The sequence below is a fragment of the Pseudomonas sp. KH_050 genome, from assembly GCF_057838875.1.
The window spans coordinates 2944043-2966747 of record NZ_CM174478.1; the positions used below are offsets into that span (position 1 = coordinate 2944043).

Below are 22705 nucleotides of genomic sequence, written 5' to 3' on the forward strand. Positions count from 1 at the left end.
GCGGGGTGGGAGTTTCAGACTACTTGGGAGGGGGAAACGGGATGACGCGAAGGCGCGGGGCCGCATATTCCGTTTGTGAATAAGGACATGGCGCCGGTGCTCAAGGCCGCCCGGGCTTTAACCGCCAGCGCGTCGAGCTGAACTTGTCGTGCGGATCTCATACTAGAACTGCAAAAAGCAATGCGAGGGTGGTTTCTACGCCACCCTCGCATCCTTTCACGCTCGATGCCTCAGACGCCGCCAAAAACAATGTCGCTAGCCAGAACATCGACCCCGACCAAGGTGATGGTCGTTGTTTGTCCGCCATCCTCGGCAATCGTCACGATGCTGTCTGCGCCGGAAGTGTCGATCGATTGGACAACGGCGTTCTGGTCGCCGTTGAGCACCAGCGTGTCTCGCAGGCTTGGGGCCGCATCGAAGCCGGTGACCTGGTACAGGTTCTCGGAGAATGATAAATCGATGTTGAAGGCATCACGCTCACCGCCCGTGCCAACCAGCGTGTAGTCGAAGAGTGCGTCGGGCGGGTTGGTGGCGAACAGGTTGGCGTCAAACGTACTCGTCGCCGAGTCCCCATCCTTGTCCGTCAGCGTCGCGCTGAACGTCAGCTGGACATCGCTGGCCAGGTTCTCGGTCTCCTGAATGAATTCGATCACCGGGACCTTGATCACGCCCAGGCCCATCGTGAGCTGAACCGCATCAATGAGCTTCGAGTCCGTTCTCTCGATGACGAAGGACGTCTGTCCTCCATCCTCCGAAGTCAGATCAGCGGCAAGAACCTTCGTCGGCGGACCCGAAATCGTGCCGTCCTCGTAGAAGATCGTGTAGTACAGCTCTTCCGTTGCCGGGTCGTACCCCTGCACCGAGTTGTCGATGAAAATTTTCATGCCCGTCAACAAGGTCTCGGGATTGATGACGAAACTCTCGTCACCGGCATTGATGCCTGCCGTTCCGTTTCCATCCAGGTTGTTGTTGGTAATGCCGATCCCGGACGTGCTGACGTTCATGTTCGCGGTGCCGATGAATGCAAACCCGCCGGCTTCTATCTGCGCTTCGGTGAGGTCGGGCGCTCCCGGCGCGATGGCGGAAAATATATCGGCTGAGGTAGCGGTCGCGTTAACACCAAAAAAGACAATCTCCTCAGATGGCGAAGGAATAGTCGGCGGATTCTGCGCCGGAATTAACAATGTGCGCACGGGATCCGGGCCGCCGGCACCGAGCGAGCCATCCTCAGTGCTCCGGACGATCGTCGAACTGATGCCTTGCACCAGATCCAGTGCATAGCTGCCATTGGCGAAGGCGGTCAGCGTGTAGTCGACGCTGGTATCCGCTGTGTCGGTGTTGTTGTCGAAATCGCCGGTCAAAGTCCCTGCGAATTGGTACGCGCCATTGGCGTCCGGTGAGGGCGTCTGCTCGGTGAGCGTGCCGGTCCCGGTCGTGGTCGTGTTGTCTGGCCTGACGAGGGTGAACTGGCCATTCACCAACGAGATATCCAGACCGGTCGCACCCAGCCCGTCGGCTCCGGCCGAATTGTTCCAGAACCCGTATTGCGCAAGGATGCTACCGGTCCCGATCAGGTTGCCGAACGCGAGTGTTGGGCCGTCGTCCTTGAACACCAGGTTCTGCCCGATGTTGAGCGTCGCCTGGGCGCTGTCGCCGTCCCCATCGGTCTTGGTCGCCGTCAGCGTCACCAGATTGTCCGAGGTCAGAGTCTTCGAATCATCGGGATTGGTCGTGACGGGATGCACCACGGCGCGGATCTGGTCGAGCGTGACGTCACCATTGGCGGCCACGCTGACGGTGAACACCAGCGCATTGCTCGTCGCTGTGCGGCCTTCCACCACGGTGCCGTTGAGCGACAGGTTCACCGCCTGGCCGGTGGCCGTGTCGGTCAGCCCGGAGGCACCCGCCACCACGCCCAGCGCATAGGTCAGGGTGCCCGCGCCATCAGCGCCAAACGCCGAGCTGAAGTTGGCGGCAAAGCTCTGGGTGGCGTTGGTCGCCAGTACCGTTTCGTCCACCGTCAGCGTCGGCTCCACGCCGGTGGTGCTGATGCTCGGCCCGTCGTCCTTGAACACCAGGTTCTGCCCGATGTTGAGGGTCGCCTGGACGCTGTCGCCGTCCCCATCGGTCTTGGTCGCCGTCAGCGTCACCAGATTGTCCGCCGACAGAGTCTTCGAATCATCGGGATTGGTGGTGTCGGGATGCACCACGGCGCGGATCTGGTCGAGCGTGACGTCACCATTGGCGGCCACGCTGACGGTGAACACCAGCGCATTGCTCGTCGCTGTGCGGCCTTCCACCACGGTGCCGTTGAGCGACAGGTTCACCGCCTCGCCGGTGGCCGTGTCGGTCAGCCCGGAGGCACCCGCCACCACGCCCAGCGCATAGGTCAGGGTGCCCGCGCCATCAGCGCCAAACGCCGAGCTGAAGTTGGCGGCAAAGCTCTGGGTGGCGTTGGTCGCCAGCACCGTCTCGTCCACCGTCAGCGTCGGCTCCACGCCGGTGGTGCTGATGCTCGGCCCATCGTCCTTGAACACCAGGTTCTGCCCGATGTTGAGGGTCGCCTGGACGCTGTCGCCGTCCCCATCGGTCTTGGTCGCCGTCAGCGTCACCAGATTGTCCGCCGACAGAGTCTTCGAATCATCGGGATTGGTGGTGTCGGGATGCACCACGGCGCGGATCTGGTCGAGCGTGACGTCGCCATTGGCGGCCACGCTGACGGTGAACACCAGCGCATTGCTCGTCGCTGTGCGGCCTTCCACCACGGTGCCGTTGAGCGACAGGTTCACCGCCTCGCCGGTGGCCGTGTCGGTCAGCCCGGAGGCACCCGCCACCACGCCCAGCGCATAGGTCAGGGTGCCCGCGCCATCAGCGCCAAACGCCGAGCTGAAGTTGGCGGCAAAGCTCTGGGTGGCGTTGGTCGCCAGCACCGTCTCGTCCACCGTCAGCGTCGGCTCCACGCCGGTGGTGCTGATGCTCGGCCCATCGTCCTTGAACACCAGGTTCTGCCCGATGTTGAGGGTCGCCTGGACGCTGTCGCCGTCCCCATCGGTCTTGGTCGCCGTCAGCGTCACCAGATTGTCCGAGGTCAGAGTCTTCGAATCATCGGGATTGGTGGTGTCGGGATGCACCACGGCGCGGATCTGGTCGAGCGTGACGTCACCATTGGCGGCCACGCTGACGGTGAACACCAGCGCGTTGCTCGTCGCCGTGCGGCCTTCCACCACGGTGCCGTTGAGCGACAGGTTCACCGCCTCGCCGGTGGCCGTGTCGGTCAGCCCGGAGGCACCCGCCACCACGCCCAGCGCATAGGTCAGGGTGCCCGCGCCATCAGCGCCAAACGCCGAGCTGAAGTTGGCGGCAAAGCTCTGGGTGGCGTTGGTCGCCAGCACCGTTTCGTCCACCGTCAGCGTCGGCTCCACGCCGGTGGTGCTGATGCTCGGCCCGTCGTCCTTGAACACCAGGTTCTGCCCGATGTTGAGGGTCGCCTGGACGCTGTCGCCGTCCCCATCGGTCTTGGTCGCCGTCAGCGTCACCAGATTGTCCGCCGACAGAGTCTTCGAATCATCGGGATTGGTGGTGTCGGGATGCACCACGGCGCGGATCTGGTCGAGCGTGACGTCGCCATTGGCGGCCACGCTGACGGTGAACACCAGCGCGTTGCTCGTCGCCGTGCGGCCTTCCACCACGGTGCCGTTGAGCGACAGGTTCACCGCCTCGCCGGTGGCCGTGTCGGTCAGCCCGGAGGCACCCGCCACCACGCCCAGCGCATAGGTCAGGGTGCCCGCGCCATCAGCGCCAAACGCCGAGCTGAAGTTGGCGGCAAAGCTCTGGGTGGCGTTGGTCGCCAGCACCGTTTCGTCCACCGTCAGCGTCGGCTCCGCGCCGGTGGTGCTGATGCTCGGCCCGTCGTCCTTGAACACCAGGTTCTGCCCGATGTTGAGGGTCGCCTGGACGCTGTCGCCGTCCCCATCGGTCTTGGTCGCCGTCAGCGTCACCAGATTGTCCGAGGTCAGAGTCTTCGAATCATCGGGATTGGTGGTGTCGGGATGCACCACGGCGCGGATCTGGTCGAGCGTGACGTCACCATTGGCGGCCACGCTGACGGTGAACACCAGCGCGTTGCTCGTCGCCGTGCGGCCTTCCACCACGGCGCCGTTGAGCGACAGGTTCACCGCCTCGCCGGTGGCCGTGTCGGTCAGCCCGGAGGCACCCGCCACCACGCCCAGCGCATAGGTCAGGGTGCCCGCGCCATCAGCGCCAAACGCCGAGCTGAAGTTGGCGGCAAAGCTCTGGGTGGCGTTGGTCGCCAGCACCGTTTCGTCCACCGTCAGCGTCGGCTCCGCGCCGGTGGTGCTGATGCTCGGCCCGTCGTCCTTGAACACCAGGTTCTGCCCGATGTTGAGGGTCGCCTGGACGCTGTCGCCGTCCCCATCGGTCTTGGTCGCCGTCAGCGTCACCAGATTGTCCGAGGTCAGAGTCTTCGAATCATCGGGATTGGTGGTGTCGGGATGCACCACGGCGCGGATCTGGTCGAGCGTGACGTCACCATTGGCGGCCACGCTGACGGTGAACACCAGCGCATTGCTCGTCGCCGTGCGGCCTTCCACCACGGCGCCGTTGAGCGACAGGTTCACCGCCTCGCCGGTGGCCGTGTCGGTCAGCCCGGAGGCACCCGCCACCACGCCCAGCGCATAGGTCAGGGTGCCCGCGCCATCAGCGCCAAACGCCGAGCTGAAGTTGGCGGCAAAGCTCTGGGTGGCGTTGGTCGCCAGCACCGTTTCGTCCACCGTCAGCGTCGGCTCCGCGCCGGTGGTGCTGATGCTCGGCCCGTCATCTTCGAAGATCATCTTGGAGCCGATTTCGGCTTTCGCAATAGAGGCTTGGAGCAGCTTGAAGCCACCGATATCAAAATCGGCGTGGTCATTGCCCTTGGCGTCGAGGGCCGCCCCGTTCTCGATGAGCACGCGGTTGTGATCCGACGTTGTGGTGTATTCAACCCTGTAGCCGGCTTTAACGCCGGTGATTGTTGCAACCCCAGCGGCAAAGCTGATGCCAATGGTCGGATCATTCACCGATCCGTCTGAATTCTCGATCACCAGCCCGGTGCTAATGTTGATGACGCGAACATTGGTGAGGGCAACCGACGTATCACCCACATATCCGTTGATGAAATTCACGCCAGGTTCAGCAGCGGTGCTGAATGCGCTGATTTTTACCACAGCACTCTTGCCGCTTTGCAACTGCACGACGTCGAAAGTGGCCGACTTCGCATTGAAGACGTCGGTAAAGTCGATGTTGGATTCAATATCTGCTTCGGTCTGATCCAGGTTGGGAATGGTCACATTCTGCCTGGCACCCGTGACGAACGAAAAGCGGATGCCTTCCTGTTCCGTAATCATCTGATTGTTGGTGCCGAAGGTGGTCGGGCCACCTGCCTGGCTGGTATTGATCGTGTCGCCAGTGCTTATATTGGCGCCAGTTGACTGGTCTGCGGGGTTCTTCCCGGTGGCGATGATCGTGGGATCCGTGATCCGCACAACACCATTGACCGTTTCAGTTGTCGGGTTCGCCGTCGTGAACATCAGGAAGAGGTTCTGACCGGAGGGCGCATTGGCCAGACTGAATACCAGATCCTGACTGGCTCCGATGAAAACCTTATTCAGCAGATTGACAGCATCGTCGGGATTGCTGGTGTCCGGATGCTTGAGCGGTTGGTACTCCACGGTCCAGATCTTGCCGCCCGTGACCGGCGATCCGGTTTCTTCAATATAGGCAGCGAACACGATCGCGCCGGTTGGACTCCCGGCTCGGCCCAGAACGATGTTGTTGTTCGTATCGGTATAGAGAAGGATGCTGGTGCCATCGAGGGTATCCAGTCCGCTGTCCAGGCCATTGAGCGGTGCGCCAGCGCTGTCGACGAAGCTGATATCGGTAATGCTTGCGCCGGGGTCAGCGGTGAGGGTGAACGCATTGCTGCCCGTGTTGCCCGCGGCACCGGTATAGCCACTCAAGGCCGCACCCGTGGCGGTACCTGCGCCAAGTGCGGTCAAACGGGTAGAGAAGGTCGAGGGCAGGGACGCCACCAGAATGTCGTTGTCGTCAGCGTCTCCCGCAGGGCTTGGAGTGGCGGTGGTGTTCTGCAACCCGGCCGTTTCGTCCAGCGTAACGTTCACGCCGGTCGCCACGACGCTCAGAACGCTGTCCGTAAACGACATTGTCGCCACTGAGTCGTCACTGGTGCCGAACACACGATCGACACCCGCAGAGGCCGCGGTGAGCAGAAACGTCGCGCCTGCCGAATCGTCGGGATTCACGTACCACGAGGTCGTGACGCTGCCGTTGACTTGGCCGTCGAGATCGCCGGCGCCGCCGTCGGTCACGTACCAGGGCTCATGTCCCGCGCCGGTGTTGGTATCGAGCACGTCGTCGGGCGTGCCCCACACGTTATCCGCGCCGGCGCCGATGGCGTGCTCCACTTCGAGCTTCACTGTGCTGCCGGCGGCGAAGCCGCTGGCGGTGATGATGGCGGTGCTGCCGGGTGCGTAGTCTCTCAGGTCGGTGGTGACGGTCGGAGTGTATAGGGGGGCCGGATCGCTCCGATCGGCACCGGTGTTACCGGTCAGGTCGCTCGTTAGCGATGAGTTTTTCTTGGAATTAGCCATGACTTCCTCCTGAGCAATTCTAATCTCTGGTCATCGAGGCCTGACCGTGGACCTTTTTCTGCTGTAGGCCGCAACTATGGGTAAGCGTCGGGGATTGCGCATCGGCCGTTACTCCCAGGCGGGGTGGGAGTTTCAGACTACTTGGGAGGGGGAAAGGGGATGAACGCGGCGCTGGCCTGGGTAATACTCGTTGCCGGAGGCGATCCGGCCAGTGGCTACACACAGCCGTTCGGCATGATCTAAACTCCACAAAAAATGGCTTTTCGAGCAGGAGTTTCAATGCGAAGCACACCTGAGAACAGTCTGAAAAATGCGTTGAAAACCTGTAGAGACAGTTTTATTTTTGTTGGTTTGTTCAGTTTTTTCATCAACGCGCTAATGCTCGTTCCTACCTTCTATATGCTTCAGGTGTATGGGCGAGTGATGACCAGCGGAAGCCTGTCAACCCTGGTAATGCTGACGCTGATCATGACCTTGCTGGTGGCCACGCTCGGCTCACTGGAGTGGGTTCGTTCACGAATCATGGTCCGGGTCAGTACCCGGCTGGATGTGCTGCTCAATCGCCAGGTCTATAAAGCCAGTTTCAAACGGGCTCTGGACAGTGGCGGCATGGATGCGTCAGCCCAGTCACTCAACGACTTGACGGGTTTGAGACAGTTTCTCTCCGGTAATGGGTTGTTCGCTTTTTTCGATGCGCCCTGGTTGCCGATCTACATCGTGGTGATGTTCCTGTTTCATCCGTGGTTTGGCTGGGTAGCGACGGGCAGCGCTCTGTTATTGCTGTTACTGGCGTTTATCAATGAGAAGCTGACGGGGTCGGCGCTGGCCCAGGCCAACAAGGAGCATATCGGCGCGACGCTCTACACTACGAAGAACCTGCGCAACGCCGAAGTCATCGAGTCCATGGGCATGCTTGAAACCCTGATGGATCGTTGGGGGGGGCGGCAAAAAAACGTTCTGTTCCTGCAGTCTCAGGCGAGCGATAGAGGGGCCATTGTCAGTACGCTTTCCCGGTCCTTCCGGCTCCTCGTGCAATCACTGGTGCTGGGCCTGGGGGCTTACCTCGCGGTGGACCATCAGGTGGGGGCAGGCATGGTGTTTGCCGGGGCCGTGCTGTTGGGGCGTGCACTGGCCCCCATCGATCTGATCATCGGCAGCTGGAAGGGGTTTATTGCGGCTCGCTCGCAGTACAGCCGTCTGAACGACATACTCGACAAACAACAGGCGCAACCCGAGCGTATGTCTTTGCCTGCGCCTCAGGGGCACGTACAGGTGGAGAATCTGGTTGTCGCGGCACCCGGCTCGAAAACCCCGATCATCAAAAACATCAGTTTCAGCGCACCTGCCGGCTGCGTTGTCGGAATCATCGGCCCGAGTGCCGCGGGCAAGTCCACCCTGGCCAGGGCTCTGATGGGGGTGTGGGCGCCGCAGCATGGCGTGGTCCGGCTGGATGGTGCCGACATCAGTTTGTGGGACAAAACCGAGCTTGGGCCGCATATCGGTTACCTGCCCCAGGACATTGAATTGTTCGAAGGCAGTATCAGCGAGAACATTGCCCGTTTCGCCGCGGTCGATTCGGCGAAAGTCATTCTGGCGGCCAGAACCGCTGGCGTTCACGAAATGATTTTGCTCTTGCCCGATGGCTACGACACCGTCATTGGCAGCGAAGGCGTCATGCTGTCGGGAGGGCAGCGCCAGCGTATCGGACTGGCCCGCGCCCTGTATGGCAACCCGCGGCTGATTATTCTCGACGAACCCAATTCCAATCTCGACGAAGTCGGTGATCGCGCCTTGGCGGAAGCCATCCCGAAAATCAAGCAGACCGGCGCGACCCTGTTTGTAATTACCCACCGAACCAACATCGTGTCGCAGCTTGATCGGCTCATGGTGATGATCGCTGGGGTTATCAGTCTTTATGGGCCGCGCGAGCATGTGCTGGCCGAACTCAACGCGCATCAGCAGGCACAAAAGCACGCCACGCCAGCAGGCGCAAACATGGCTTCGGTCGCTACCTGCAAGGACGATGTCGATGAACCCTACAATTCCCAGTCGTCAAATTGATAGCTTCGCCGACCTGCCGATATCTGATCGTAAAGTACGTCGCCTGGGTTTGGGCATTGTATTGATGACCTTCGGCCTGTTCGGCACCTGGGCGGCGATCGCGCCGCTGGACGGTGCCGCTTACGCACCTGGGGTGGTCACCGTGCAGGCTTACCGCAAAACGGTTCAGCATCTTGAAGGGGGTATCGTCAAGGCGGTACTGGCCCATGACGGTGACATCGTCAAGCGGGATGATCCGCTGATCATTCTCGATGATGCCCAACTGCGCTTCGAATACGAGATGACCCGAAGCCAACTGGTCGCGGCCAGTGCCATGGAGGCAAGGCTCAGAGCGGAGCGCGACACGCTGCCGGCGATCGGCTTTGGCGAGATAGCCGATCCAGCCAGTCTGCGAGGTGTGGAAGCGCGCCAGGGCGAGACCCAGGTATTCAACGCTCGGCAGGGCTCGCGGCTGGGCCAGATAGCGGTGCTGCGGGAGCGCATTGGCCAGTTGCATCAACAGATCAAGGGATTGGAATCGATGATCGGTGCCAAGGTTTATCTGGAGAAATCCTACAACGGTGAAATCGATGAATTGACCGACCTGCTGAAGCAAGGGTTCGTTGACAAACAACGTCTGCTCGAGCAGGAGCGCAAGCTGGGGATGCTCAGGTCGGAGGTGGCGGATCACCGCTCCACTATCAACAGGACTCGTCTGCAGATCAACGAAACACAGCTGCAGATTCTACAAATCGATAAAGACTTCAATGCCGAGGTTGTCAAGCAGCTGGCCGAGGTTCAGACCAGGTTGTACGACCTGCAAGAGAAAACCTCGGCCCTGGAGGATCGACTCAGTCGTATCGTCATCCGCGCACCCGACGCGGGCATGGTGATTGGCATGACGGTGCATACGATTGGTGGAATCGTGCGCCCGGCGACGCCGCTGCTGGACATTGTTCCATCGGTTTCCGAACTGGTAATAGAGGCCCAGGTGGCGCCGGTGGATATTGATCGTATCGCCATCGGCAAACGTGCCGATATCCGTTTCGGCGCGTTCAACAGTTCAACCACTCCGGTGATCGAAGGCGAGGTCAGCAACGTGTCGGCTGACCGGCTGACCAACGAAAAGACCGGGGCTGCCTATTACCTGGCGCGGGTCCGGGTCACCGAAGCCGGTGCGCGGACCTTGGGGGAGCGCAAGTTGTTGCCGGGGATGCCGGCGGACGTGTTGATCATTACCGGGCAACGCACGCTGTTGCAGTACTTGATACAGCCGGCCCGTGATGCCATGTCTCAATCGATGATCGAGGAATGACCGTGGGCGCGTCGGCAGTTCTGCTGGGCGGTCTGTTCATACTTGCAGCGGGTGCCGCCCTGGCGCAACCCACTGCAGCAACGCCGACCGGGGTCAGTGCCTCGACGTTTTCCACCGACCTCATGCAGTTGTATCGCGAGGCCCGGCTGGAAGATCCGCGGGTATTGGCCTCCTATGCGCAAGCGCAGGCGGGCCAGGAACATCAGCGCGAGGCCATGGGGGCGTTGTTGCCGCAAGTATCGCTGAACGCCGGGTCGAACCGGATTCACCAGGAAAACGACCTGGTGCAGCAGAGTTACGATAGCGAAAACTACAGCCTGGTGCTGCGTCAGTACCTCTACAACAAGGCCGCGTGGGAGAACTACCAAAAATTCAAAAGCCTGGCCAGGCAGTCCGAGTCTGAAGCGCTGGACGCCCAGGCCGAGGCCACCGTGGAATTGGCTCGGCGTTACTTCACCGCGCTGGCGGCCGAGGATGAACTGGAGTTGGTGAGGGCGGAGCGTCGAACCACGCAAAAGAGTCTGGACCGAGTCAATGCGTTGTACGAAAAGCAGCTGGCATTAATTACTGATCAGCTTGACCTCAAGGCCCGGGTGGACTTGCTGGCTGCGCAGGAACTGGATGCCCGCAACCAGGCCAGTATCAGTCGCGAGGCGCTGGCGGAGATCGTCGGCCGGCCGGTCAAGGAGAAGCTCAACCGGATTCGCGATGACGTGCAGCTACGGGTTTCGGCGCAGAGTCTGGAAACCTGGGTCCGCGAGGGCATGGCCCTGAACCCGGCGCTCAAGGCCAACGAAAGCGGCGTCGAAGCAGCGGGCGCAGCGTTGCGCAGCGGCAAGGGCGGGCACTATCCGACCCTGAGTCTGAGCCTGAGCGCACAAGAGACCAACGAAGGCTACAACAATGCCCTGACGCCCCGCACCGACAGCTATGTCGCCGGAATCAGCGTTCAGGTGCCGCTGTACAGCGGTGGCGCGACCTCGGCGCGGGTCCGTGGGCTCTACCAGGATCAGCTTGCCACCGAGCAGCAACTGGAAGCGATCCGGCGCCGGGTGGTCAAGGAGATCACCAGCGCGTACCTGACCGCCAGTTCGAACGGCGAAAAGATCAATGCGAGTCGGCTGGCCCTGGCCTCGGCGCAGCTGTCCAGAGTGGCGGCAGAGAAAGCGCTTACCTACGGAATGGTCAATGCCGTCGATGTATTGGCCAGCGTACGCAACGAATTCCGCGCTCGGCGTGACCTGCTCAAGACGCAGTACGAGTTCATCAGCAATGTCTTCACCCTCAATCACTGGGCCGGAAAACCGCCGGCCGAAAGTGTCGAAAGTGTCAATGGCTGGTTGAGTCCCGGCAGCTCCGGCCAGGACTTCCTGCGCCCCTGATCCCGCGTTGGATCGTAGGAGCGGCCGCAGGCTGCGATCTTTTGATCCGGCATTGGCGGTGCCCCTGAAAAGATCGCAGCCTGCGGCAGCTCCTACGCGCCGGCCGGGTACACCTGCAATGGGGTGGGTATCCGCAATCCCCCCCGTAGGAGCTGCCGCAGGCTGCGATCTTTTGATCCGGCATTGGCGGCGCCGCCGAAAAGATCGCAGCCTGGCGGCAGCTCCTACGCCGACCAGATACACCTGCAATGGGGTGGGTATCCAGTCCTCAACCCCCGATCAACCGGGTAAAGAGGATGATCAGTTGCGCCTGACGGGTGGTGCCGGTTTTGCGGAACAGTGCGCGCAGCTGAGTCCTCACGGTGTTGATGGAGACGTTCAGGCGCGTGGCGCAGCCTTCCAGGGTCAGCCCCTGAGCCAGCAGTTCGGCCAATCGGTGTTCGGCCGGGCTGAGCTGGAAAAGCTCGGCCAGCAACGGGCTTGGCAGGCGTTTTTCCAGCAGTGCCAGCAGCACCAATGGCTGGTTGAAGTGCCGGTTGTAGCCGGCTTCGACCGGCGCCGGAGTGACCAGCAGCTCTTGCGAGTCGATGGTGTCGAGGCGTAGCCAGCCGGCCTGGCGCTTGCCGTTTTTGCCCGCGGCACGGCGGATAAGTGCCCGTAGACAAGTATCTTGAGTGGTGCTGTGCAGGTGGGCGAATTTTTCAAACAGCGGTGAACCATTCAGGCTCATGTGCCGCGCGGCCTGATTGCAGTGCAGCACCTGCCCCTCGCCATCGAGCAGCCAGAGCGGAGCCGGGTGATGGTCCAGCAGCAGGTCACGCTTGGCCAGATCCAGTTCCAGGCAGTTGATCCTGGCGGACAGTTTGACCGCCTTGAGCAAGTGTGGGGTGATTCGCTCCAGCAGCGCAAAGTGCCGGGCAGAGGGCGAGGGCGCACCGACCTCGTGGAGTGCGGTCAGGTAGATGCCCGAGTCGGCCTGTTCATCGAGCCTCACGCTGGCGACATTATGCAGCCCCTGGGGGAGGAGGGACGCCTGATCATCCGGGTCTTGCAGGGCATGCTCGGCGCCGAAATCGATGAGTTCGTTGTACCAGCAACCCAAGGTGCGCGAATCCCTGAAATCAAGACCGGGGGCAAGCTGCCATGACTGCTCCTGGAAGCCGTTCAATCCTGCCGAAGTGTAGAAGTTGATGGTCGTCGCGGCTTGAGCGTCGCGCTTCTGGTAACTGGCGTAGAACAAACAAATCTGCTGATGACCACTGGCCTCGACCAGTCGTTTCAGCAAGGGCTGCCAGGTTGTCGTGTCCAGCGCACACTCGTAGCACAGGTCGACGAGTTCGTCGTACAACTGCTGTTCGCGTACTTGAGTCACCATGCTGAAAGGGCCTGCCGCTTTTAAGGAACACGCTGCAGCAATGATGGCCTATTGCTTTCTTTGCTTCAAGGTCAGCTATTCTGAAACGCAGGGGGGCGGGATGTTGAGCGGGAAAAAACACGCTTTCAGCATGAGTGCGTTATCAGCGGTGTCTTTCGAATGGTTCGTATCAGGTTGTCTATCTCCCTTCGCAGGCCGTGTTAAAACACGGCCGCGAAGGGCACCAAACCAGGTGTTGGCGCCCTGGTAATCGACTATTTTGACATCGCGGCTCGGGCGGCCTCGATCTTGGCTTTGACCGAATCAAGGTTGAAGCTCGCGCCTTTTTGCATGGGTGGGTATTCAATCGCCGTTTCAGCCAGTTTGGTGACCTGCTGCTGGACAAACACGAAACGCCAGAACTGATACTTGAACCAGTCGAAATACTGCTGGGAACCCTCAGCCGACTGGTTCTCCGGCCAGCCGGTACGTTCAAACGGGTCAAGTCGCAGGTTGGTCAGAACCGGCACATCGACCGCCAGCTTCGCGCCCATCCAGCCACCCGGCTGATCGATGAAGCGGTATTTGTAATCGTCGATGCGTATGGCCCCGAGCGCACTTTCTCCGAAGTAGAAGATCTCATGACGATTCGACGGACCTTTGCCGGTGATCATCGGCGTCTGGTCGTAACCGTCCAGGTGAACCTTGTAGGTCCTGTCGCCCAGTTGCTTGCCTTTGAGCAATTCAGCCGTAATGTTCGGGTTGCCTGCCGCTGCGACCAAGGTAGGGAACCAGTCCATACCGGACATGATGCCGTTGGCGATCTGGTTTGCCGGTACTTTACCCGGCCAACGAATGATTGCCGGAACCCGGAAACCACCCTCCATGACGGTGCCTTTTCCCATCGCGAAGGGTGTCTGACCACCATCCGGCCAGGTGAAGTTTTCCGCTCCGTTGTCAGTCGTGAACACGACGATAGTGTTCTCGTCAATGCCATCTTTCTTCAGCTTGGCCATCACATCGCCAACGATGTCATCGAGCTGTGCCATCCCGGCTTCCTGTTCCGACCAGCCGTTTTCCGGGTTACGCATCGCTTGATACCTGTCGGACAGGTGCGTGACGATGTGCATGCGTGTCGGATTGAGCCACAGGAAGAACGGTTTGTTGTCCTGCCTGGCCTTGTCGATGAAGCTGAAGGCCTTGTCACGAATCTCTTCGTCAACGGTTTTCATCCGCTGTGGATAGAGCGTGCCGGCGTCTTCAATTTTCTGTTTGCCGACCTTGCCCCAACGCGGCATCACAGTCGGGTCGTCCGTGGTGGTGGCCCAACTGTGGACCATGTTGCGCGGACCGACGGTGGGTAGCAGGGCCTGCGGATAGTTGGGGTGTGCCGGATCTTCCATGGCGTCCAGGTGATAGAGGTAGCCAAAAAATTCGTCGAAACCATGCACGGTGGGCAGGAACTGGTTGAGGTCACCCAAGTGGTTTTTGCCGAACTGGCCCGTGGCATAGCCCATGGATTTGAGCGTGGTGGCGATGGTCACCGCCTCGGCGGGAATACCGATCGGTGAACCTGCCTGACCGACTGTGGTCATGCCGGTCCGGATCGGCAGTTCGCCGGTGATGAAGTTGGCGCGACCGGCGGTGCAACTGGCTTCGGCATAATAATCGGTGAAGCGCATGCCCTCGGCGGCGAGGGTGTCGAGGTTCGGCGTTCTTCCGGCCATCATACCCTGGTTGTAGACACCGATATTTGACCAGCCGATATCGTCACCCATGATCACCACTATGTTGGGGGACGGCTTATCGTCCGCGAGGGACAGGCCAGGCAATGCGGCCGCCGACAGCAGCGCTGTAACGGCAAACATCGTAGAAACGATTCTCTGGTACATGCTGAGCTCCTTAACACTTTCGTAAGTGTCTCGAGAACAGTCTTTGAACTACGTTCTCGAAATTGGATCCCCCGGAAATAGCGTAGGTACTAACACTGAAATATCCAGTTTCATTTCAACGTAGAGTCACACGTTGAAGATCCAGGAGCTCCTGAGTTGAAGGGTCTGGTTGGGCATGGGCGTCGACTACGCGCTGTACCTGCTCAGACGCTGCCCCATGTGGCGAGGGAGCTTGCTCCCTCGCCACAAGTCGGTGTTTGATTTGCCACAGGGTCAGTGTTTGACTTGAGAGGTTCGTTCCATCACTGACATTTCTCCGTGTCTTGTGTTGTTTTTTCCACGCTGCTAGGGTTCGTTGATAATAATTAACACTGACCCTGTCCTCGCGCGTCTGCGCAGGGATACAAGGAAGGAAGATCCCATGCAGATTCAATCCCACGACACTGCGGATGTTGATCAGCAACTGGTCATCGCCGGTTGGCAAGAGCATTACCAACAGATGTCACCCGGTTATTTCCAGGGCAAGGTCGTGCACATGGAGCTGGGTGGGGTTGAGGTGTATGAAGAGCGGATGAACACCCGAATCGAGCAGCATTTCCATGCGCCTGCGGATTCACTGGTGTTCAGTTTCGATACTCGCAATGGCTCGCTGTACTTACTCAACGAAGAAACCCGGAACACCTGGATCACCCCGGAGAACTAACAGGAAGTCGCCGTGGTGATCGGTCCGCAGTACCTGAAGCAACTCGACTGCCTGAACCTGAGTCGCCTTGATGGCTTGTTTCTGACGCCGCTGGTTTCCCAGCAGAGCCAGGTCTTCGGCCGCTGGTTGAGCAGCACCCTGCAACAGCTGGACTCGGCGCAGCCGCCGGTGGGCGAGGAGGGGTTCGCGCAGCAACTGGTCGACGATTGCCTGTATATCCTCGACTGCCCGAGCCAGACCCTGGAGCGCGCCAGCCAAAAACACCTGGTCCATGACCGGCGGCTGATTCAACGGGTGTTCGATCTGGTCATGGTGTGCCCGCAAGAGCATTTCAATGTGCTGCAACTGGCCGATGGCGCCGGGGTGTCCGTGCGCCAATTGCAGCAAAGTTTCACCGCCTTTACCGGAGTGTCTCCCGGCCAGTGGCAGCGGTTGCGTCGATTGAACTTCGCGCGCCGCGATCTGCTGCGCACCTGCGCGGGTGAAACCACCGTGGCGGAAATCGCCATGCGCTGGTCATTCTGGCACCTGGGGCGTTTCTCCGAGGCCTATCGCGGGCTGTTCGGCGAGCTTCCCAGCTGTACCCTGATGCGCCGCCGCTGAGCGCTTTGTTTGCGCCCCAAAATGAGGCGCTAACAAAGCCGCAAATCGGATAGAAGCCGGCATCCTCCTGATTGCACTATCACCTTGAAGCATGGAACCGGGCAGCCATGGGGCGCTCGGGCATTTCCCTGTACGAGGCGTTATGAAAGGCAATCTGGACCGACTGAGCCATTGGCTCAAAGAAAACAAAATTACTGAAGTCGAGTGCCTGATCTCTGATCTGAGCGGCATTGCCCGGGGAAAAATATCCCCGACCAACAAGTTCCTCAACGAGCAGGGCATGCGCCTGCCGGAGAGCGTGTTGTTGCAGACAGTCACCGGCGACTATGTCGAAGACGATATCTACTACGAGCTGCTCGACGCGGCGGATATCGACATGCACTGCCGTCCCAGCCGGCGTGGGGGAGTGGCAGGCACCCACGATGTTGCAGGTGCACGCGGTCGGCGTAGGAGCTGGCGAAGCTTGCGATCTTTTCTGCGGACACCGCCGCCGCCAGGATCAAAAGATCGCAGGCTGCGGCAGCTCCTGCGAGAGATCGCATGCAGCCGGCGTGGGGGAGTGGCAGGCACCCACGACGTTGCAGGTGCACGCGGTCGGCGTAGGAGCTGGCGAAGCCTGCGATCTTTTCTGCGGACACCGCCGCCGCCAGGATCAAAAGATCGCAGCCTGCGGCAGCTCCTGCGAGAGATCGCGTGCAGCCGGCGTGGGGGAGTGGCAGGCACCCACGATGTTGCAGGTGCACGCGGTCGGCGTAGGAGCTGGCGAAGCCTGCGATCTTTTCTGCGGACACCGCCGCCGCCAGGATCAAAAGATCGCAGGCTTCGCCAGCTCCTACACCCATCCCCGCCAATGAATGCATAAAAGAACTTGGTTTGTAGTGCGGTTACTAATTAGAATGAATCTCATTTAAACTATTTCTTGGCGCAGGTTTGCATATATGAGTGATACCGCGATGCCGACAGAACAAACCCTCCACGACCTGTACCGCGACCATCGTGGCTGGCTGGAGAGCTGGTTGAGGCAACGCATGGGGAATGGCTGTGATGCCGCGGACCTGAGCCAGGATACGTTCATGCGGGTCCTCGCCAGCTCGCAGCGGATTGCCGACTTGCAGGAGCCACGGGCGTATTTGCTGACGGTGGGCAAGCGGCTGCTGAGCAATTTCTACCAGCGCCGCAGCCTGGAGCAGGCTTACTTGAATGCGCTGGCGCTGTTGCCTGAGGACAGTGCACCGTCCCCCGAGGAGCGCTGGTTGCTGCTGGAAACCCTGCAAATGCTCGACGAACTGCTCGACGGGCTGCCGCCGGTGGTGCGCCGGGCATTTCTCTGGAGCCAGCTGGAAGGCCTAAGCTATCAACAGATCGCTGAGCGTTTGCGGGTGTCGGAGCGCACGATCAAACGCTACATGGCGCAAGCCTACGAGCATTGCCTGCTGGTGGCGCTGTGATCAAGCCGGGGCTCTCGGCCGAAGCCCGCCAAGTGGCGCGGGCTGCCGCGCAGTGGCTGGCATTGCTGGAATCCGGCGGCGCCAGTGAGCAGGATCGAGCCGCCCTGCAGCACTGGCGCGACAGCTGTGCCAGCCACGAACAGGCCTGGCAGAAAGCCCAACTCTTGCGTCAACGCTTTGCCGCGCTGCCTTCGGCCCTGGCCATGGGCAGCCTGGATCGCCCGGACTCGGGACGGCGCACGCTGCTCAAACGTGCCCTGGGCGTGGCGGTGCTAGTGCCGACCGCCGTGCTGCTCAGTCGGCAATTGCCCCTGGACACCTGGCGGGCTGACCTGCACACCGCCACTGGGGAACGCAGGCAAGTACTGCTGGCCGATGGCAGTACCCTGCATCTCAATACCGCCACTGCCGTCAATGTCGATCTGCCGAGCCGGCGCCTGACGCTGGTGGCCGGCGAAATCGCGCTGAAGGTATCAGGGGCTTCACTGTTGACGATCCAGACCCGGTATGGGCAGGTCATTGTCAGCCAGAGCGAAGTCTGTGTTCGCCAGAACCCGCACGGCTGCAGGGTGTCGGTGCTCAAGGGCGCGGTGCAATTGCGGCCATTGCAGGGCCCGGCCTTGACGTTGCGCGCAGGTCAGCAGGTCAACCTTCAGATTGCCGGCGTAGGCGTGCCGGAGCCATTCGATGTGCTTGCGCCAAGTTGGCGCGAGGGTGTGTTGGTGGTGCAGAACCAGCCTTTGGGGGAGTTCTTGCGCGAGCTGAGCAGTTATCGGCCGGGCGTGCTGCGCTGGGAACCGGAGCTTGAATCCCTGCGGGTCACCGGCAGTTTCCGCCTGGAAGACACCGATCGCATCCTCGCCTTGCTGGCGGCCAGCTTGCCGCTGGAGGTGCATTCACGTACTCGTTATTGGGTCACGCTGCTGCCGCGAAAAAATAGTGTGTAAAGCGTGACCCCTTTTTTCGCTTCGCTTGTCATTAAGGCAAGTGAAACGAAATCAGAGAGATTCTCAATGCCCGCATCGCCCTGCAGTACGCGTCTGGCTTCTTCCAGGTTGCGCCCGTTGTTGCACCTGAGTCTGCTGTTGAGTCTGAGTGCCTGCCCGTTGTTTGTCTCGGTCAGTTCGGCCGAAGACAGCCCTCGGCGCAGCTACCAGGTGCCCGCCGGTAGCCTCAGCGCCGCGTTGACCCGCTTCGCCGGATTGGCCGGGGTCAACCTTTCGTTGGACCCCGCACTGGTCAGCGGTCGCAGCAGTCCCGGGCTTTCCGGGGAGTATGCGGTCGAGGAGGGCTTTGCCCGGTTGCTGCAGGGTTCCGGTCTGCAACTGCAGCCGGTGGGCGAACAGGCGTACACCCTGACCCCGGCGCCAGAAGGCAGCAGCCTGCAACTGGCCCCCACCTCGATTCTCGGTACCACTGGCTCGGCGGACGGCGATCCGTATGCCGGAGGCCAGGTCGCGCGCCGCGGTTCGCAAGGCTTGCTGGGCTCGCGAGACTTCATGGAAACGCCGTTCAGCATGACCACCTACACCAGCGAGGCGGTCAAAAACCTGCAGGCTCGTACCTTGGGCGACCTGATCGCCAGCGATCCCTCGGTTCGCGCCACCAACCCGGCGGGTGGGCGTTATGAGCAGTTCACCATTCGCGGGTTGAGCCTGTTCAACAGTGATGTCGCCTACAACGGTCTCTACGGCGTCCTGCCGACCTATACGATCGACATGGAGATGGCCGACCGCGTCGACGTCATCAAAGGCCCGACCCAGCTCATCAATGGCATCTCGCCGCGGGGCAGCGTGGGTGGCGGGATCAACGTGGTGCCCAAGCGCGCGACCGACAAGCCCATCACTTCGTTTACCGGTATGTACGCTTCCGACAGCCAGGTCGGCGGTGCCGTGGATGTCGGCCGGCGCTTTGGTGAAGACAACAAGTTCGGCATTCGTTTCAACGGCGTCAAGCAGTCCGGCGACACCGATTGGGATCACCAGAATGTCGATCGCGAGATGGCCGTGCTGGGCCTGGATTTTCGCGGTGAACGCCTGCGGCTCTCGACGGATATCGGGCGCACCGAGCGTGATACCGACGCCCCGCAGGAGCGCGTGCAGGTCGGCCCCAACGCGCGGGTTCCGCATGCCAGCGATGTGCGCCACAACTATGCGCAGCCCTGGAGCAAGGCGAGTACCAACGACACTTTCGGCACGGTGAACGGCGAATTCGATGTCAGCGATTCCGTCATGCTGTACGGCGGTGTGGGGGCGCGTAAAAGTAACCATGACTTTCTCCGACATGCCGTTGCGGTCACCAACGACGCTGGCGATTTCAGCGTTCTACCGCGTGACTTCACCCGTGACGAAAATGTCCGGACGGCCACGGCGGGGGTGCGCAACTGGTTCCATACCGGCCCGGTGAGCCATGAAGTCAACCTGGCTGCCAGCTATTTCTACATGGACTTCGAAAATGGCGGCGCCCGTTATGGGGCGGCCCCCAGCAACATCTATGACCCGGTGGTAACCCCGACCCCAAACATTCAAACGCGACCGGATGACAAGGTCTACACCGAGAACCGCTTCAGCAGCGTGGCATTGTCCGACACCCTGGGCTTCTTCGATGACCGGCTGCTGCTGACCCTCGGCGCCCGCTGGCAGCGGGTGAAGGTTGACGACTGGAAGAATGACGTCAAAGGCGCCACCGCCTACGATGAGGAAAAAGTTTCGCCGTCGGGCGGCCTCCTGTTCAAGGCCACCGACAAGCTATCGCTGTATGCCAACTACATGGAAGGCCTGAGCCAAGGCAAGATCGCGCCGACGGCCTCTGTGAACAGCGACGAGATCTTCCCGCCGTTCATCAGCCGCCAGGTCGAGGTCGGCGCCAAGTATGACGCCGGTGCGTTCGCCATGACCGCCGCGGTGTTCCGGATCAAGCAGCCAGCCTACGAGACCAACGCCACGACGCGCGTCTTCGGCCCGAACGGCAAGCGTGAAAACACCGGTGTGGAACTGAGCGTGTTCGGTGAGCCGCTCGACGGTTTCCGCCTGCTCGGCGGTGTCATGTACATCGACAGCGAGTTGAACGACACCACCAATGGCACCTTCGACGGCAACCGGGCGCCTGCCACGCCGAAATACAACGTCAACCTGGGCGCCGAGTGGGACGTGCCGACCGTACAGGGCCTGACCCTGACCAGCCGCGGCCTCTATTCCAGCTCGCAGTTTCTGGACCAGTCCAACAACAAGGAAATCGATTCCTGGGAACGTTTCGACGTGGGCGCACGCTACGCGTTCAAGGTCGACCAAAAGAACATCACCCTGCGTGCCAATGTCGAGAACGTGGCGAACAAGGCCTACTGGAGTTCGGCCGGGGCCTCGGATGACAGCGAGCCTGGCTTGACGCTGGCAACCCCGCGCACTTACCTCCTTTCGGCAACCGTCGATTTCTGATTCGCCCATACCGAGTCGAAAATCTGCTGACTGCGGATCGCCTTATGGCGATCCGCAGGGCAGGAGTAACTAATAGGCTGGGTAATGTTATTTTGCAATCATCCATTTTGTTTAAGTTTGTGATGGGCGTCATGAAATAAGGAAGTTACTGTAGGTAATTTCCTTATTTGATTATGAACTTTTCACTGAATACCAAGTCGCCGGCCTGGTTTTATCTGTATCCGGATGATCTCCGGGCTCTGGTGATTGCGTGAAAGTTGCAGTTGGTTCGGAAATACCTTGCCATGCGCAATTGATAATGATAATAATTCCGCTATGGATCTTATCAGGAGTCGACATATGTTTAGTGAAAGCTTGTTGCAGTCTGCTCAGCTTCATCGAAGTAACGCTGATTATCTGGCTCGCCAGGGCAAGTTCGAATCCAATGTCCGCAGCTATCCGCGCAAACTGCCATTGGCTATTGCCAAGGCGCAGGGTGTTTGGGTAACGGATGTTGAAGGAAAGACCTACCTTGATTGCCTGGCTGGGGCCGGCACTTTGGCATTGGGGCACAATCACGATGAAGTTGTCAGCAGCATCCAGAACTTCCTGGCGACGGGAATGCCCATGCATACCCTCGACCTCACGACTCCGCTGAAAGATGCCTTCAGTGAAGTGTTGCTGGCATTGTTGCCGGGCAATGGGCGCGACTACTGCCTGCAGTTCTGCGGGCCCTCCGGTGCCGACGCGGTAGAGGCGGCGTTGAAGCTGGCGAAAACCGTCACCGGGCGCAGCAACATCATCAGCTTCTCGGGTGGCTACCACGGCATGACCCATGGTGCGCTGGCGGTGACCGGCAATACCGGGCCGAAGAACGCCATCCATACGCTGATGGCAGGCGTCCAGTTCCTGCCGTATCCCCACGAGTACCGTTGCCCGCTGGGCATTGGCGCAGAAGCCGGGGCACAGGCCCTCGCGTACTATTTCACGCAGTTTATCGAAGACGTTGAAAGCGGCGTTTCCTTGCCGGCCGCGGTGATCCTCGAGGCCATCCAGGGCGAGGGTGGAGTGAACCCCGCGCCAATCGCCTGGTTGCGCAAGATTCGCGAAGTGACCCGCAAGCACGGCATTGTGCTGATCATCGATGAGGTACAGACCGGCTTTGCCCGTACCGGCGACATGTTTGCTTATGAACATGCCGGCATCGAGCCCGATATCATCGTGATGTCGAAGGCCATTGGCGGCGGACTGCCCCTGGCGCTGCTGGGCATCAAGCGCGAGTTTGACGCATGGGGGCCGGGCAACCACAGCGGCACCTTCCGTGGCAATCAGATGGCCATGGCCACTGGCATGGCGACCCTCAAGGTCCTGCAACAAGAGGATCTGGCGGCTCAGGCTGCGCAGCGCGGCGGCTGGCTGAAACAGCAGCTTATGCTTTTGCAGCAACGCTATCCGGCACTCGGCCAGGTCCGGGGCCGCGGGTTGATGCTGGGGATCGAAATTGTCGACGAGCGCCAGACAGCGGATGCGCTGAACAGCTTCCCGATGGATGCCGCGCTGGCCGTAGCCATTCAACAACACTGTTTCAAGCAGGGCTTATTGCTTGAACGCGGCGGACGCAACGGCAATGTGATGCGCCTGCTACCGCCTTTGATTATTGACGACGAGCAGTGTGGATTGGTTATTGCCCGATTCGAAAAAGGGCTGACTTCGGCGCTGGCACAACTGCGGGCGTGATGATTGTTGCTGCACATCAAGTTTAACTAATGAACTTTCGTAACGGGCCGCTTATATCCAGTGATGCTGGTTATCGGGCTGATGCTTTGCTGTGCATTGAATAGTTCATTACTTCCGGCGCACAGATCGGACCTGAGTTGAATTTCTCCGGTC

10 protein-coding genes and 2 pseudogenes are annotated in these 22705 nt (G+C 60.5%); 9 read left to right on the top strand and 3 right to left on the bottom strand.

Going from position 1 to position 22705, the window contains the following annotated elements:
• Positions 1–230: 230 nt before the first annotated feature.
• Entirely contained in the window at positions 231–6218 is a 5988-nt protein-coding gene (locus AC3IUA_RS13520; RefSeq protein WP_489362341.1) for a DUF5801 repeats-in-toxin domain-containing protein, read from the bottom strand.
• 726 nt (positions 6219–6944) lie between these two features.
• Here AC3IUA_RS13520 and AC3IUA_RS13525 point away from each other — a divergent pair.
• Genes AC3IUA_RS13525 through AC3IUA_RS13535 form a run of 3 tightly spaced genes read left to right on the top strand, consistent with a single transcriptional unit; the run spans position 6945 to position 11402 of the window.
• Positions 6945–8726: a type I secretion system permease/ATPase gene (locus tag AC3IUA_RS13525; RefSeq protein WP_489361603.1), complete on the top strand. Its 1782-nt coding sequence runs from the start codon at positions 6945–6947 to the stop codon at positions 8724–8726.
• A complete protein-coding gene (locus AC3IUA_RS13530) occupies positions 8695–10020 on the top strand; it encodes an HlyD family type I secretion periplasmic adaptor subunit (RefSeq protein WP_489361604.1) in 1326 nt (441 codons plus the stop codon). The genes AC3IUA_RS13525 and AC3IUA_RS13530 overlap by 32 nt, the downstream gene beginning before the upstream one ends.
• Before the next feature lie 2 nt (positions 10021–10022).
• Positions 10023–11402 carry a TolC family outer membrane protein gene (locus AC3IUA_RS13535; RefSeq protein ID WP_489361606.1) on the top strand — a complete coding sequence of 460 codons (1380 nt, stop codon included), beginning with the start codon at positions 10023–10025 and terminating at the stop codon, positions 11400–11402.
• Positions 11403–11670: 268 nt separating this feature from the next.
• Here the strand turns inward: AC3IUA_RS13535 and AC3IUA_RS13540 are convergent, their stop codons facing one another.
• Both AC3IUA_RS13540 and AC3IUA_RS13545 read right to left on the bottom strand, forming a co-directional pair.
• The gene (locus AC3IUA_RS13540) at positions 11671–12777 is read right to left on the bottom strand and encodes a LuxR C-terminal-related transcriptional regulator (protein ID WP_489361608.1); all 1107 of its coding nucleotides are present in this window, start codon (positions 12775–12777) and stop codon (positions 11671–11673) included.
• A 254-nt stretch (positions 12778–13031) separates the two neighbouring features.
• Complete coding sequence (locus AC3IUA_RS13545; RefSeq protein WP_489361609.1) at positions 13032–14648, bottom strand: arylsulfatase; 1617 nt, start codon at positions 14646–14648, stop codon at positions 13032–13034.
• 421 nt (positions 14649–15069) lie between these two features.
• Between AC3IUA_RS13545 and AC3IUA_RS13550 the strand changes: the two are divergent.
• From AC3IUA_RS13550 to AC3IUA_RS13575, 6 genes and pseudogenes are all read left to right on the top strand, one after another.
• Positions 15070–15954: pseudogene (locus tag AC3IUA_RS13550) on the top strand (helix-turn-helix domain-containing protein).
• Positions 15955–16096: 142 nt separating this feature from the next.
• Positions 16097–16345: pseudogene (locus AC3IUA_RS13555) on the top strand (glutamine synthetase); the annotation flags it as partial.
• A 547-nt stretch (positions 16346–16892) separates the two neighbouring features.
• Complete coding sequence (locus AC3IUA_RS13560; protein ID WP_489361611.1) at positions 16893–17402, top strand: sigma-70 family RNA polymerase sigma factor; 510 nt, start codon at positions 16893–16895, stop codon at positions 17400–17402.
• Positions 17402–18349 carry a FecR domain-containing protein gene (locus AC3IUA_RS13565; RefSeq protein WP_489362343.1) on the top strand — a complete coding sequence of 316 codons (948 nt, stop codon included), beginning with the start codon at positions 17402–17404 and terminating at the stop codon, positions 18347–18349. Before AC3IUA_RS13560 ends, AC3IUA_RS13565 begins: the two co-directional genes overlap by 1 nt.
• A 66-nt stretch (positions 18350–18415) precedes the next feature.
• A complete protein-coding gene (locus tag AC3IUA_RS13570) occupies positions 18416–20836 on the top strand; it encodes a TonB-dependent siderophore receptor (protein ID WP_489361613.1) in 2421 nt (806 codons plus the stop codon).
• A 339-nt stretch (positions 20837–21175) separates the two neighbouring features.
• Complete coding sequence (locus AC3IUA_RS13575; protein ID WP_489361615.1) at positions 21176–22552, top strand: diaminobutyrate--2-oxoglutarate transaminase; 1377 nt, start codon at positions 21176–21178, stop codon at positions 22550–22552.
• The last annotated feature ends 153 nt before the right edge of the window (positions 22553–22705 follow it).

Coding starts and splice junctions, on each gene's coding strand:
- AC3IUA_RS13520 (WP_489362341.1), bottom strand. CDS start 6,218: ATGTCGTTTACGGACAGCGTTCTGAGCGTCGTGGCGACCGGCGTGAAC.
- AC3IUA_RS13525 (WP_489361603.1), top strand. CDS start 6,945: ATGCGAAGCACACCTGAGAACAGTCTGAAAAATGCGTTGAAAACCTGT.
- AC3IUA_RS13530 (WP_489361604.1), top strand. CDS start 8,695: ATGAACCCTACAATTCCCAGTCGTCAAATTGATAGCTTCGCCGACCTG.
- AC3IUA_RS13540 (WP_489361608.1), bottom strand. CDS start 12,777: ATGGTGACTCAAGTACGCGAACAGCAGTTGTACGACGAACTCGTCGAC.
- AC3IUA_RS13545 (WP_489361609.1), bottom strand. CDS start 14,648: ATGTACCAGAGAATCGTTTCTACGATGTTTGCCGTTACAGCGCTGCTG.
- AC3IUA_RS13560 (WP_489361611.1), top strand. CDS start 16,893: ATGAGTGATACCGCGATGCCGACAGAACAAACCCTCCACGACCTGTAC.
- AC3IUA_RS13570 (WP_489361613.1), top strand. CDS start 18,416: ATGCCCGCATCGCCCTGCAGTACGCGTCTGGCTTCTTCCAGGTTGCGC.
- AC3IUA_RS13575 (WP_489361615.1), top strand. CDS start 21,176: ATGTTTAGTGAAAGCTTGTTGCAGTCTGCTCAGCTTCATCGAAGTAAC.